Origin of the sequence: Pseudomonas solani (assembly GCF_026072635.1) — a bacterium.
Taxonomy (GTDB): domain Bacteria; phylum Pseudomonadota; class Gammaproteobacteria; order Pseudomonadales; family Pseudomonadaceae; genus Metapseudomonas; species Metapseudomonas solani.
Window position 1 is genome coordinate 6,357,479 of sequence record NZ_AP023081.1, and the last position, 14,586, is coordinate 6,372,064.

The 14,586-nt window shown below is 67.4% G+C and carries 9 protein-coding genes and 1 pseudogene; 6 read left to right on the forward strand and 4 right to left on the reverse strand.

Translation table 11 applies throughout. From position 1 onward, the window contains the following. Positions 1-407 precede the first annotated feature (407 nt). The 4 genes from PSm6_RS28725 to PSm6_RS28740 all read right to left on the reverse strand — a co-directional run bounded on the left by PSm6_RS28725 (position 408) and on the right by PSm6_RS28740 (position 3,676). A complete protein-coding gene (locus PSm6_RS28725) occupies positions 408-1,187 on the reverse strand; it encodes an ABC transporter permease (RefSeq protein WP_021217959.1) in 780 nt (259 codons plus the stop codon). Then, positions 1,184-2,116 carry an ABC transporter ATP-binding protein gene (locus PSm6_RS28730; protein ID WP_265169011.1) on the reverse strand — a complete coding sequence of 311 codons (933 nt, stop codon included), beginning with the start codon at positions 2,114-2,116 and terminating at the stop codon, positions 1,184-1,186. The genes PSm6_RS28725 and PSm6_RS28730 overlap by 4 nt, the downstream gene beginning before the upstream one ends. 85 nt (positions 2,117-2,201) lie before the next feature. After that, on the reverse strand, positions 2,202-2,822 hold the full coding sequence (locus PSm6_RS28735) for a glutathione S-transferase family protein (protein ID WP_021217961.1): 621 nt from the start codon (positions 2,820-2,822) through the stop codon (positions 2,202-2,204). A 185-nt stretch (positions 2,823-3,007) separates the two neighbouring features. Then, a complete protein-coding gene (locus PSm6_RS28740; RefSeq protein WP_265169012.1) occupies positions 3,008-3,676 on the reverse strand; it encodes a transglutaminase-like domain-containing protein in 669 nt (222 codons plus the stop codon). Positions 3,677-3,837: 161 nt separating this feature from the next. Here PSm6_RS28740 and PSm6_RS28745 point away from each other — a divergent pair. The 6 genes and pseudogenes from PSm6_RS28745 to PSm6_RS28770 all read left to right on the forward strand — a co-directional run bounded on the left by PSm6_RS28745 (position 3,838) and on the right by PSm6_RS28770 (position 14,457). Next, positions 3,838-6,284, forward strand: a pseudogene (locus PSm6_RS28745) (acyl-CoA dehydrogenase). A gap of 88 nt (positions 6,285-6,372) precedes the next feature. Beyond that, complete coding sequence (locus tag PSm6_RS28750) at positions 6,373-6,783, forward strand: PA2817 family protein (protein ID WP_265169014.1); 411 nt, start codon at positions 6,373-6,375, stop codon at positions 6,781-6,783. Between the two features lie 215 nt (positions 6,784-6,998). Further along, positions 6,999-10,373 carry a PAS domain-containing protein gene (locus tag PSm6_RS28755; protein ID WP_265169016.1) on the forward strand — a complete coding sequence of 1,125 codons (3,375 nt, stop codon included), beginning with the start codon at positions 6,999-7,001 and terminating at the stop codon, positions 10,371-10,373. Between the two features lie 116 nt (positions 10,374-10,489). Further along, entirely contained in the window at positions 10,490-10,984 is a 495-nt protein-coding gene (locus PSm6_RS28760) for a DUF1543 domain-containing protein (protein ID WP_265169018.1), read from the forward strand. A gap of 229 nt (positions 10,985-11,213) precedes the next feature. After that, on the forward strand, positions 11,214-12,470 hold the full coding sequence (locus PSm6_RS28765) for an HD-GYP domain-containing protein (RefSeq protein ID WP_265169020.1): 1,257 nt from the start codon (positions 11,214-11,216) through the stop codon (positions 12,468-12,470). 397 nt (positions 12,471-12,867) lie between these two features. Further along, entirely contained in the window at positions 12,868-14,457 is a 1,590-nt protein-coding gene (locus PSm6_RS28770; protein WP_021217969.1) for a malate:quinone oxidoreductase, read from the forward strand. Positions 14,458-14,586: the final 129 nt, after the last annotated feature.

Here is a 14,586-nt window from a genome sequence, read left to right on the forward strand (position 1 = left end):
GAGCGGTTTCAACCGCGATGCCCGGTACGGGCCTTTATTCGCGAGTAAAAATCCACGTTCTTAGAACGTGCTTTGCTTTTGGCCCCCTAGAAGGGGCGCAATCAGACCTTGGAGCAAGCAGCCGCCGCTCACTTCGGACGTAGGGTGTGCTGCGCGCACCTCGGACTCGCCGGAAGCACCGCGCGGAGGTGCGCACGGCACACCCTACGACACGCGTTCATCCTGCAGGGCTATCAATTCAAATCGTCACAGGCAGAACCGATGACCACGCCCTAAGGACGTGGTTTTCCAAGTTCAAATGAATTCGCTCCCATGACAGAGCAATGCCATCCAGCCCCCGCCATTCAAGGTTCGCGAGCAGAGCTCGCTCCTACGGCTGGAGCACCCTTGCCCTCATCAGCGATGCCTTACTGGCGCATACCCCGCCCGCTCACCAGCAGGCGGATGCAGGCGATGTAGAGGATCACCGTGGTCAGGGTCATCAGGCCGATGGCGATGCCGATGTTGATGTCGGAGACGCCGAGGATGCCGTAGCGGAAGGCGTTGACCATGTGCAGGATGGGGTTGGCCAGGGACACCGTCTGCCAGAACGGCGGCAGCAGGCTGATGGAGTAGAACACCCCGCCCAGGTAGGTCAGCGGCGTCAGCACGAAGGTCGGGACGATGGAGATGTCGTCGAAGTTGCGCGCATACACCGCGTTGATGAAGCCACCCAGGGAGAAGGTGGTGGCGGTCAGCAGCACCACCAGCACGGTCACGCCCAGGTGGTGCACCTGCAGCTTGGTGAAGAACAGCGACAGCAGGGTCACGATCACCCCCACCGCCAGGCCGCGCAGCACGCCGCCGATGGTGTAGCCGAGGAGGATGGTGTGCGGCGAGACCGGCGACACCAGCAGCTCCTCCACCGAACGCTGGAACTTGCTGCCGAAGAAGCTGGAGACCACGTTGCTGTACGAGTTGGTGATCACCGACATCATGATCAGCCCCGGCACGATGTACTCCATGTAGCTGAAGCCGCCCATGTCGCCGATCTGCCGGCCGATCAGGTTGCCGAAGATCACGAAGTACAGGGCCATGGTGATGCCAGGGGGCAGCAGGGTCTGCGGCCAGATGCGGGTGAAGCGGCGGACTTCGCGGTAGACGATGGTGTTGAGGGCGACCAGGTTGGCGCGCAGTTCGGAACTCATACGGCCACCTTCGACAGGTTCTTCTCGACCAGGGACACGAACAGCTCCTCCAGGCGGTTGGTCTTGTTGCGCAGGCTGATCACATCGATGTTCAGCGCCGAGAGCTGGCGGAACAGCTCGGTGATGCCCTGGCTCTTGTCCACCTGCACCTCCAGGGTGTGGTGGTCCACCAGGCGCGCCGGGTAGCCGGCGAGCTGCGGCAGGCTGGTCAGCGAATCCTTGAGGTCGAGCAGGAAGGTCTCCACGTGGAGCTTCTTCAACAGCGACTTCATGCTGGTGTTCTCGACGATGGTGCCGTGGTCGATGATGCCGATGTTGCGGCACAGCTGCTCGGCTTCCTCGAGGTAGTGGGTGGTGAGGATGATGGTTATGCCCTGGGCGTTGAGCCCGGTGAGGAAACTCCACATGGAGCGGCGCAGCTCGATGTCGACGCCGGCGGTGGGCTCGTCGAGGATCAGCAGGCGCGGCTCGTGGACCAGCGCTCGGGCGATCATCAGGCGCCGCTTCATGCCGCCGGACAGCTCGCGGGACGCCGCGTCACGCTTGTCCCACAGGCCCAGCTGGGTGAGGTACTGCTCGGCGCGCTCCTTGGCGATCTTCGCCGGGATGCCGTAGTAGCCAGCCTGGGTCACGACTATGTCGAAGACCTTCTCGAACTGGTTGAAGTTGAACTCCTGGGGCACCACGCCGAGGCAGCGCTTGAGCGCGTAGGGCGATTTGTCGAGGTCGTTGCCGAAGACATTGACCGTGCCGCTGGTCTTGTTCACCAGGGTGGAGAGGATGCCGATGGTGGTGGACTTGCCGGCGCCGTTGGGGCCCAGCAGTGCGAAGAAATCGCCTTCGGCCACTTCCAGGTCGATGCCCTTGAGGGCCTGGAAGCCGTTGCCGTAGGTCTTGGTCAGCTGCCGGATGGACAGAGCAGATGTCATGACGTGCCTTTGTGCAAATAGATGGAAATTCGTCTTGATGGCTGCAAACGCAACCATCAAGCCGCTTGATGGGTTGAGCCTAGCATCAGGTCAGGGCGGTCATCACCGCCTTGCGGTAGGCCGGGCGCTCCTTGAGGCGGCCGTACCAGGCCTCCAGGGCCGGCAGCTCGGGGCGCTGGATGGGCATCTCGAACCAGGCATAGATGAAGCTGCCCAGGGGAATGTCACCCATGGCGAAATGCTCGCCGGAGAGGAATGGCTGCTCGGCCAGGGCCCGCTCGGGCATCGCCAGCAGCTCGCTGCAACGGGCCAGGGCGGCGGCGATCTTCGCCGGGTCGCGTTCCGCCGGCGGCGTACGCAGGGTGCCCCAGAACAGGTCGCGGAACACCGGGGCGAAGGCCGAGGTGGTCCAGTCCATCCACTTGTCGCCCCGGGCACGCAGCACCGGGTCTTCAGGGTAGAGACGGCCCGCAGCATAACGCGCGGCCAGGTAGCGGACGATGGCGTTGGACTCCCAGAGCACCAGCTCGCCATCCTCGATCAGCGGCACCAGGCCGTTGGGGTTCCTGGCCCGGTACTCGGGGTCGTTGACCAGGCCGAAGGCGCCTCCGGCATCGATCGCCTCGAAGGCGATGCCGGCCTCTTCGGCGGCCCAGAGCGCCTTTCTCACATTGGACGAATTCTTGCGGCCCCAGATCTTCAGCATCTGTGATTGTCCTGACTTTTCTTGAGGCGTCGATTCTAGAGGCAAATCCCCCCACCCTGGCCAAGGATTTGCGTTGATAACGCATATCGACCGGAGCGGGGTGGCGGATGGGCGAATGCGTGCTTAGGCCCAACATGGCGGAGTCGGACCAGGCTCCGTTGGGCCTCGCTGCGCTCGGCACCCACCTACGGCGCTTTTACGGCGGCAGCCTCGGCGTGGAGGTCACCGCTCATGAAGGCCGCATCGGCCTCGAACAGGTGCGGGTAGACCTGTTCCAGGTGACCGAAGAACAGCGCCTCCGGCAGGTCATCGAACTGGCCGTGGTCGGCGAGGTATTCCATGTAGCGCTCGCCCTGGCGGTTGAAGGGATGGAAGACGCTGTCGGTCGCGCCGTCGAACTCCAGCGGCGCAACGTCGAACAGCCGGCACAGCTCCAGGTTGAAAGCCGGCGTCGCCTTGACCCAGCGCCAATCGAGGTACAGCTCGGTGTAGCCGTGCATGGCGAACACCTCGCTCTTCAGCAGCTGCAGCAGGCGCGGGGTGGCGAGGTGGTTGCGTACATCGGCCAGGCCGATGCGCGCCGGAATGCCGCAATGCCGCGCACAGGCCGCGAGGAGGATGGCCTTGGGCACGCAGTACGACTCGCCCACCGCCAGGGCGGTGCTGGCCCTGAGCGACTCGGGGTCGCGGCTGAAGGCATAGGGGTTGTAGCGGATGGAGTCGCGCACGGCGTAGTACAGACTGACTGCCCGGTCACGCGGTTGCGCGCTCCCGCCGCAGTTTCGCGAGGCGAACTCAACCACCAGGGGGTGGTCACTATCAACGAAGCGACCGGATCGCAGGTAAGGCTGCATGGCATCTCTCCTCGGTGAACCGTTCCCAGTCTAGGGGCGGCCCCGACGCCCGCCTAACGACGATCCGGCCAAGCTCACTGCCCATGTCGCCACCTTCCATGGCGACGACTACGCTCGTGACGGTCGTGCCCTTACCGCACCGTCATCAAGGAGGATCACACATGGTGTTCGTCTGGTTGCTCGTTCTGGTCCTGGGGTCGCCTGGCTGGCGCACCGCCGTACCGCCCCCCTGCCCGCCCTCGGCGCGGTGGCCCTGTACCTCCTGGCCATGGGGGTGTTCAGCCACTCGCCCGGCTGGTTGCTGGCGATCCTCTGGGTCCTGTGGCTGGCGGTCGCCCTGCCCCTGGCCCTGCCAGAGATGCGCCGCAAGCTGATCACCGCTCCACTGTTCTCCTGGTTCCAGCGCGTGCTGCCGCCCATGTCGGAGACCGAGCGCGACGCCATCGAGGCCGGCACCGTGTGGTGGGACGGCGAACTGTTCAGCGGCCGCCCCGACTGGAACAAGCTGCTCGACTACCCGCGCCCGGCACTCACCGCCGAAGAGCAGGCCTTCATCGACGGCCCCACCGAAGAACTCTGCGCCATGGTCAGCGACTGGGACATCGGCCAGCGCATGGACCTGCCCCAGGAAGCCTGGGAACACATCAAGGCCAACGGCTTCTTCGCCCTGATCATTCCCAAGGAATACGGCGGCAAGGGCTTCTCTGCCTACGCCCACTCCCAGGTGGCCATGAAGCTGGCCACCCGCAGCGGCGACCTCGCCTCCACCGTGATGGTGCCCAACTCCCTCGGCCCGGCCGAACTGCTGCTGCACTACGGCACCGACGAGCAGCGCCAGCACTACCTGCCGCGCCTGGCCCGTGGTGAAGACATCCCCTGCTTCGCCCTCACCGGCCCGCTGGCCGGCTCCGACGCCGGCGCCATGCCCGACGTCGGCATCATCTGCAAGGGCCAGTGGGAGGGTGAAGAAGTGATCGGCCTGCGCCTGACCTGGGAGAAGCGCTACATCACCCTGGGCCCGGTGGCCACCCTGCTCGGCCTGGCCTTCAAGGCCTACGACCCCGAGCACCTGCTGGGTGACGAGGAAGACCTCGGCATCAGCCTGGCGCTGGTCCCCACCGACACCCCCGGGGTGGAAATCGGCCGCCGCCACCTGCCCCTGGGCGCCGCCTTCATGAACGGCCCCAACTCCGGCAAGGACGTGTTCGTGCCGCTGGACTACCTGATCGGCGGCCAGCCCATGCTCGGCAAGGGCTGGATGATGCTGATGAACTGCCTCTCCGTCGGCCGCTCCATCTCCCTGCCGGCGGTGGGCACCGGCGCCGCCAAGTACACCAGCCTGGTCACCGGCCAGTACACCCGCGTGCGCGAGCAGTTCAACGTGCCGCTGTCGGCCTTCGAAGGTATCCAGGAAGCCATGGCGCGCATCGGCGGCAATGCCTGGATGATGGACGCCGCGCGCATGCTCACCGCCAACGCGGTGGACCTGGGCGAGAAGCCCTCGGTGCTCTCGGCCATCCTCAAGTACCACCTCACCGAACGCGGCCGCGAGTGCATCGGCCACGCCATGGACGTGCACGGTGGCAAGGGCATCATCATGGGCCCGAACAACTACCTGGGCCGCTCCTGGCAGGGCGCGCCGATCTTCATCACCGTGGAAGGCGCCAACATCCTTTCGCGCAACCTGATGATCTTCGGCCAGGGCGCCATCCGCTGCCATCCGTTCGTGCTCAAGGAAATGGCCCTCGCCGGCCGCGAGGACCACGACCGTGCCCTGGAAGAGTTCGACGACCTGCTGATGCAGCACATCGGCTTCGCCGTCAGCAACGCCGCCAGTACCCTGCTGCTGGGCCTGACTTTCGGCCAGCTCGGCAGCGCCCCCGGCGATCGCCTGGCCCAGGGCTACTTCCGCAGCCTCAACCGCCTGGCCGCCGCCTTCGCCCTGCTCGCCGACTTCAGCATGATGCTGCTGGGCGGCGAGCTGAAGCGCCGCGAACGCCTCTCGGCGCGCCTGGGCGATGTTCTCAGCCACCTCTACCTGGGTTCCGCCGCGCTCAAGCGCTACCACGACCTGGACAGCCCCGAGCACCTGCGCCCGCTGCTGCGCTGGGCCCTGGAGGAAAGCCTGGGCAAGGCCGAGGACGCCCTCGCCGGCCTGCTGGCCAACTTCCCCAACCGCATCTTCGGCTGCCTGCTCGGCGTGCTGGTGTTCCCCTTCGGCCGCCGCCACAAGGGGCCGTCGGATGAACTCGATGCGGAAATCGCCGCCATCATCGGCCGCGACCGTGGCGACCCGGCGCTGGAAAACCTGCTCGCCGGCTGCTTCCGCCCACAGGCCGAAAACGACCCGGTCGGCGCACTGCAGCACGCCGTCGACGCCCTGGCCGCCGTACAGCCGCTGCAGAAGAAGCTGCACAAGGCCGTCAAGGAAGGCCAGGTGAAACCCGCAGCCGGCGAGAACCTGATCGACGCCGCCCTGGCCGCCGGCGTGGTCGACGCCAGCGAGGCCCAGCGCCTGCGCGCCGCCGAAGTGGCGCGGCGCAAGGTGATCGACGTCGACGACTACGCCAAGGAAGAGCTGCTGCTCAACGAAGGCCAGGTCCGCTAGGGCCACCACCCGGCCCGGCGGGCGGGACAGCGGGCGCGGAGCGACTTATACTCCGCGCCCGTTTCCATTCCGCTCCAGGACCCACGCCATGGCCAATCCCTACCTCGACCACCACCTCGCCCTGCTCGCCCACCTGCGCGGCATCCTGGTCGCCCTGGGCGAAGCCGAGCAGGTTCCCGAAGAGAACCACGCCCTCTTCGTCGAACGCTTCGAAGAGCTGATGAGCGAACTGCCGCGCGACCCCGAGGCCAGCCTCTACCTGGGCCAGGACCTGATCAGCCAGGTGTTCCACCGCTACCCGCAGATCGCCCACCTGGTCCCCCGCGACCTGCTGTGGTTCTTCGGCGGCGACTGCCTGCACTTCATGCCCGACGAAGAAATCGCCCTGTTCCAGCGCCTCGACGAACGCCGCTTCGAAGCCGAAGAGAACGACGAGCCCTTCGACTGGAACCAGGAAAAGCAATTCCTCGCCCTGCCCGACGAAAGCGGCAAGCACTGAGCCCCCTCTGCCCGGGCCGGTTCAACCGGCCCGGTGCGCCCCCCGCAACGCCACGATCGCCTCGACCATCGACTGCATGATCGCCGCGCGGCCATAGCGCTGCGTCGAGCGCCCCCTTAGGGTCGCAACTTTCCCGATGCTATGCTGCCGAAAGCCAGGGCCATGCCCGCCCATGCCCTCTCGTCGACAGCCTTGCCGCCCTGGATCCAGCCCCGATGACCGATGAAGCGCCCCGCTCGCCAACCGGCACGCCGAGCCCGCAATTCCTGCCCAGCAGCGGCGAGCTGGGCCGGCTGATCAACACCCATGACTGGACGGCGACGCCCCTTGGGCCCATCGAGGCCTGGCCGCAAAGCCTGAAGACCGTCACCGGCATGCTGTTGCTCTCGCCGGTGCCCATCGTGCTGCTGTGGGGCGAGACCGGCACCATGATCTACAACGACGCCTATTCGGTGTTCGCCGGCGGGCGCCACCCGCAGTTGCTGGGCTCCGAGGTGCGCCAGGGCTGGCCCGAGGTCGCCGACTTCAACGACAACGTGATGAAGGTCGGCCTGGCCGGCGGCACCCTCGCCTACAAGGACCAGGAGCTCACCCTGCACCGCAACGGCCGCCCCGAATCGGTGTGGATGAACCTCGACTACTCACCCGTGCTGGACGAGAGCGGCCACCCCGCCGGGGTCATCGCCATCGTCGTCGAAACCACCGAGCGGGTCCGCGCCGAGCGCCACATGCAGGCCGAGCGCAGCCGCCTGCAGAGCCTGTTCGAACAGGCCCCGGGACTGATGGCGCTGCTCGCCGGGCCGGACTACGTGTTCGAGCTGGCCAACCCCGTCTACCGTCGCCTGGTGGGCGACCGCGACCTGATCGGCCGCCCCCTGCGCGAGGCCCTGCCGGAGGTGGAGCGACAAGGTTTCATCGAGCTACTCGACCAGGTCCGCACCAGCGGCAAGGCCTATGTCGGCACCGGCGTGCACGTCATGCTGCAGCGCGAACCCGGCGGCATAGAGGAAGAGCGCGTGCTCGACTTCGTCTACCAGCCGGTGGTGGATGGCCAGGGCCGGGTCACCGCCATCTTCGTCGAGGGCCAGGACATCACCGAACGCGCCGCCGCCGAGGCCCGCGTGCGCGAGAGCGAGGAGCGCTTCCGCGCGCTGGTCAACGCCTCCTCCGACATGCTCTTTCGCATGGACCCGCACTGGACCGAAATGCGCCGCCTCGACGGCAAGGGCCTGATCGCCGACCTTCGCCGCCCCACCGCCAACTGGCTGCAGGACTACATCCCCGCCGAGGACCAGCCCCGGGTACGCGCGGCCATCGACCAGGCCGTACGCACCAAAGGCATATTCCAGCTGGAGCACCGCGTGTACCTGCTCGATGGCAGCCTGGGCTGGACCTTCTCCCGTGCCGTGCCCTTGCTGGATGCCGACGGCGAGATCAGCGAATGGTTCGGTGCCGCCAGCGACATGACCGGGCGCCACCTGGCCGAGGACGCCCTGCGCGAGAATGAGGCGCGGCTGCTGTTCCTCGACGCCCTCGGCAAGGAAACCTCCCGCAGCGTCGATGCCGACCAGATCCTCGCCATCACCACCCGCATGCTCGGCGAGCACCTGGGCGTGGCCGTCTGCGCCTACGCCGACATGGACCCCGACGGCGACGGCTTCACCATCCGCGGCGACTGGGCCGCCCCGGGCAGCCAGAGCATCGTCGGCCACTATCACCTTTCCGATTTCGGCCAGTTGGCGGTGCAGCGCCTCGGCGCCGGGCTGCCCCTGGTGCTGGACGACAACCGTGGCCAACTGGCGCCCGCAGAGGCCGCCACCTACCTCGCCATCGGCCTGGCGGCGACCCTCTGCCTGCCCCTGGTCAAGGGCGGCCGGCTCACCGCACTGATGGCCATCCACGACAGCCGCCCACGCAACTGGACGCACAAGGAGCTGGCCTTGCTCACCGAGGTGACCGAGCGCTCCTGGGCCCACATCGAACGGGTGCGCTCGGAGGCCGAGGCCCGCGAGGGCGAGCGCCGCTTCCGCGAGGAGCTGGAAGCCAAGGTGGCCGAACGCACCGCCGCCCTGGCCCAGAGCGAAGCCAACATCCGCGCCATCTTCGAAACCTCGCACCTCTACCAGGGGCTGATCGCCGCCAGTGGCGAAGTGCTGCACTTCAACGCCACCGCCCTGGCGGGTATCGACGCCAGCCTGGAACAGGTGGCCGGCAAGCCCTTCTGGGAAACCCCCTGGTTCACCCGCACGCCCGGCATGCCCGAGGTGATCCGCGCGGCGGTGCAACGGGTCGCCGCCGGCGCCACCGAGAACCTCGGCATGGCCCTGGACCTGCCCGGCGGCACCAGGCTGTTCGACTTCTCCCTGCGGCCGGTGCTCAACGAAACCGGCGAGGTGGTCGCCATGGTGCCCGAAGCGGTGGAGAAAACCGCCCGGGTCAAGGCCGAGCAGGCCCTGCAGCAGGTGCAGAAGATGGAGGCCATCGGCAGCCTCACCGGCGGCATCGCCCACGACTTCAACAACCTGCTGATGGCGGTGCTCGGCAGCCTCGAACTGCTGCGCCGGCGCATGCCCCAGGAGGCGCCGCTGCTGCGCCTGGTGGACAACGCCCGCACCGCCGCCGAACGCGGTGCCTCGCTGACCACACGCATGCTCGCCTTCGCCCGGCGCCAGGACCTGCGCCGCGAACTCATCGACCTGCGCCAGCTGGTGGAGGACATGACCGAGCTGCTGCAGAGCGCCCTGGGCTCAACCATCGCCGTCGAGACCCTCTTCCCGCTGCAGCTGCCGGCGGTGGAGACCGACCCCAACCAGCTGGAATCCGCCCTGCTCAACCTCGCCGTCAACGCCCGCGACGCCATGGGCGGCGAAGGCCGCATCGTCATCGCCGCCCGCGAGGAGGCGGTGCCCCTGGGCGACAGCGGGCTACGGCCCGGGCGCTACGTGTGCCTGGCCGTCACCGACATGGGCGAAGGCATGGATGAAGCCACGCTCAAGCGCGCCACCGAGCCCTTCTTCACCACCAAGGGCATCGGCAAGGGCACCGGGCTCGGGCTGTCCATGGTCCACGGTTTCGCCGAGCAGTCCGACGGCGTGCTGCGCCTGCACAGCACGCCACGGCGCGGCACCACGGCGGAGATCTGGCTGCCCGCGCAAGAGGCGCTGCACGGCGAGCCCCCGGTGCGGCAGGTCACGGTGTTGGCACCGGCCGGTGCCTCGACAGCGCCGGGCCTGGCGATTCTCGCGGTGGACGACGACGACCTGGTGCTGACCAACACCGCCGAGATGCTGGAGGACCTCGGCCACCACGTGGCCGTCGCCCACTCCGCCAAGGAAGCCCTGGACCTGCTCGAGCGCGAGCGCTACGACCTGCTGGTGACCGACCATGCGATGCCCTACATGACCGGCGCGCAGCTGGCACTGGAGGTTCGCGCGCGCCACCCCGGGCTGCCGGTGCTGATGGTGTCCGGCTACGCCGAGCTGCCCACCGGGGTGCGCCTGGACCTGCCGCGCCTGTCCAAGCCCTTCACCCAGCGCCAGCTCGCCGAAGCGGTGGACGGCATCGCCGGGCTCGCCGCCAGGCGCGGTTGAGGGACGACGCTTCGTCCGGGCGCCGGACGGCGCTACCACCCAACGAAGCGGCGCCTTACCATGGCGCCCCCACCCGGCACCGGATGCCGGGCCCGATCGACCTGCCAGGACCCAAGATGCTGTTCGTCGTGATGCTCGGAGGCAAGCACCCCCGGGCCAAGATCGAAGTCCATGACGTGGTGTTCGCCTTCGCCGACGCCATCGAAGACACCCACCCGCAATTGCGCCACGAATGGTTCGGCAGCCCCGCCGGCCTGCACATCGACTCGTGGATGGCCATCGAAGGCGTCGACGGCTACCGCGTCAGCCTCGGCAATGCCGCCCCCGCTGCCGGTGCGCCTCGCCTGTTCTTCCTCAACCTCGGCGGCTACGAGCCGGGCGCCTTCGGCGAAGCCCATCGCTACCTGCTGGTGGTGGCGCGGGACAAGGCCGAGGCCAAGGAAAAGGGCAAGCGGCGCATGCTCGCCGGCTGGGACAAACCCCACACCGACGCCCTGCTGGACGTCGACGACTGCGTTCCCATCGACCAGGTGGACGGCCGCTACGTGCAACTGGTGGAAGGCGAGCACCGCGGCATCACCCAGCGCAGCGACTACGTGATCCTCTCCTGAGCACGCCCCGCAGGCGGCCGGCCCTTGCGCCGCCTGCGGAGCAACTATGCTGAACCCCGTGAAACCTGGCCACTCAAAGGAAACGAGGGCGGATCGCGGCATCGACCGGCGCCGATGCAACCCCGCGAATCCTGACGGCCGGGCACGGGCGGCCGAACGGATGACAGGGCTGCTCCGAGGAAGGCAAACCGTTAGACTGCCATCACTTAGCCAGCACCTGGGCCATGGAATGACCGCAGCACCTGCCTACATCACGCCGGACCAGCTTTGCGTCGGCCTCTACATCCAGCTCGAACTGGGCTGGTGGGAGCACGATTTCACCTTCAGCAACTTCAAGATCAAGGACGAGGGGCAGATCAAGGCCCTGCGCGACCTCGGCCTCAAGCGCCTGCGCTACGACCCGGCGCGCAGCGATTGCGAGCCCCTGGAGCTGGAACCCGACGCGCCGCACCCGCCGGAACCCGAGGAAGCACCAGCGCCCAGCCCCGAGGACATCGCCCGCCAGGAGCGGGTGGTCAAGCTCAGCAAGCTGCGCAAGCGCCTGGCGGAGGTGGACCGCAAGTTCATCCTCGCCAGCCAGCAGGTCAAGCAGCTCAACCAGACCCTGCGCAGCCAGCCCGAGGAGGCCCTCAAGCAGGCCGGCCAGGTGGTCGGCGACCTGGTGGCGTCGGTGCTCGGCGAAGACGGCGCCGCTCTGCACAGCATCAACGGCAAGCCCGCCGAAGACGCCTACTTCCATTCGCTGAACGTCACCGTGCTCTCGGTCATGCTCGGCCGCCAGCTCGGCTACGACAGCGAGGCCTGCCACAGCCTCGGCCTCGGCGCCCTGCTCCACGACATGGGCAAGATGGACGTGCCCAGCAAGGTGCTGCTCAAGCCCGAACCCCTGACCCGCCCCGAGCAGCAGCTGCTGCAGATGCACACCGAATTCGGCCTGCGCCGCAGCCAGCAGCTGATGCTCGATGACGAGGTGCAGCGGATCATCCACGAGCACCACGAGTACTGCGACGGCAGCGGCTACCCCAAGCAGCTGCACGAGGCGAGCATCGGCCGCCTGAGCCGGGTGGTGAGCATCACCAACCACTTCGACAACCTGTGCAACCCGCTCAACCCACGCGACGGCCTCAGCCCCCATGAGGCCCTGTCGCGCATGTACGGGCAGTACCGCCAGCGCTTCGACGAGGTGATGCTCAAGGCCTTCATCCGCTGCATGGGCGTCTACCCGCCGGGCAGCCTGGTGCAGCTGCAGGACGATCGCTACGGCCTGGTGCTGGGCATGCACCCGACCCTGCCGCTGAAGCCGACGCTGATCCTCTTCGACCCCAAGGTGCCGAAGGAAGAAGCGCTGATCGTCAACCTCGAGCACGAGCCCTCGATCACCATCGCCCGCAGCGTGCGCCCCGGGCAGGTGCCAGCGGATGCGCTGGAATACCTCGACCCGCGGCAGCAGGTGACCTACTACGTGGACCCGCGCACCCGGGGCTGAAAAATACCTGCGCTCGGTGATGCTGCGTAAAAACAGCCTCGGAGCGCTCGGTTACGGCCGGTCGGGCGAAATTCCGCCTAGATCACCCCACGTGTGCCCCTGTAATGGCGGACTCCCGCCACTACAAGCCCCCTGCCTGACGGCATGACCCGCACAGCGCCTGGCCTGAAGCCGCCAGGCACGCTCCTTGCTCTATTGGCCGCCCACGGTGGCGAACAGCCACCGCATGCAGGGCGCCGAGGCGCCTGACCGGGGCGCCGCACACGCCCCGGCCACGAGAATGCATGGCCGCCAGCCCAGGAAGACGAACCATCCGAGCGCCACCGAGCCAGCGGGGTTCGTCACTCCGCGTGCCCCCGGGGCGGCAGGCCATGCTCGAAATCTGGACGGTTGGTAAATGAAGAAACTACTGCTGGCGCTCCTGTGCCTGAGCGTCATGGGCTGCTCCCAGCCCGATTCCTCCGAGAAACCCCTGGACGTGCTGCTGATCGGCGGCGGCATCATGAGCGCCAGCCTCGGCACCTACCTGCACGAGCTCGAACCCGAGTGGAAGATCGAAACCTTCGAGCGCCTGGACCAGGTCGCCGAGGAGAGCTCCAACGCCCTGAACAACGCCGGCACCGGCCACTCCGCCTTCTGCGAGCTGAACTACACCCCCGAGACCGCCGATGGCGGCATCGACATCAGCAAGGCCGTGGCGATCAACGAATCCTTCGAGATCTCCAAGCAGTTCTGGGCTTACCAGATCGACCAGGGCGTGCTGAAGAACCCGCACTCCTTCATCAACACCGTGCCGCACATGAGCTTCGTCTGGGGTGACGACAACGTCGCCTACCTGAAGAAGCGCCACGCGGCCTTGCAGCACAGCCCGCTGTTCCGCGGCATGGAGTACAGCGAGGACCACGCGCAGATCGCCCAGTGGGTACCGCTGGTGATGGAGAACCGCGCCCAGGACCAGAAGATCGCCGCCACCCGCATGCCCATCGGCACCGACGTGAACTTCGGCGAGATCACCCGCCAGCTGTTCGGCTCGCTGTCCGAGTCGCCCACCTTCAAGCTCAACCTCAGCCATGAAGTGCGCGACATCGTGCGCAACGAAGACGGCACCTGGAAAGTCGTGGTCGCCGACCTGGCCAAGGGCGGCGAGGAGCGCGCGGTCAACGCCCGCTTCGTGTTCATCGGCGCCGGCGGCGGCGCCCTCAAGCTGCTGCAGAAATCCGCCATCCCCGAAGCGGACGGCTACGCCGGCTTCCCGGTGGGCGGCTCGTTCCTGATGACCCGCAACCAGGACATCGTCGCGCGCCACCACGCCAAGCTCTACGGCAAGGCTTCGGTCGGCTCGCCGCCCATGTCCGTGCCGCACCTGGACACCCGCGTGGTCGATGGCCAGGAGGTGCTGCTGTTCGGCCCCTTCGCCACCTTCTCCACCAAGTTCCTCAAGAATGGCTCGCACATGGACATGTTCAGCGCCATCACCACCGACAACATCGGCCCGATGACCAATGCCGGCATCGACAACATGGACCTCAGCCAGTACCTGATCGGCCAGCTGATGCTCAGCCAGGATGACCGCATGGCCGCCCTGCGCGAGTACTTCCCCGATGCCCAGGACGCCGACTGGGAACTGATCCAGGCCGGCCAGCGCGTGCAGGTGATCAAGAAGGACGCCGAGAAAGGCGGCGTGCTGCAGTTCGGCACCGAAGTGGTCAGCGCCGCCGACGGTTCCATCGCCGCGCTGCTGGGTGCCTCCCCGGGTGCCTCCACCGCCGCGCCGATCATGCTCAGCGTGCTGGAAAAGACCTTCCCCGAGAAGATGAAAAGCGATGCCTGGCAGGCCCGCCTGAAGGCGATCATCCCCTCCTACGGCCGCAAGCTGAACGACGACGTCGAGCTGACCAACGCCACCCGCGCCTGGAGCCACGAGCGCCTGCAGCTGGACTTCATTCCCGTCCAGCCCGAGGCCGCCCCGGCCGCCACCGCCGAGTGATGCAAGCGCCCCACCCTCACGGGTGGGGCGTCTCCCCTTGCGGGAGCCCATTCATTCGCGAATGGGCTACCTGGCCATTCGCAGCCGAGTGCCTGCGCAAGGTCTTTCGCGGTTGAAACCGCTCCCACA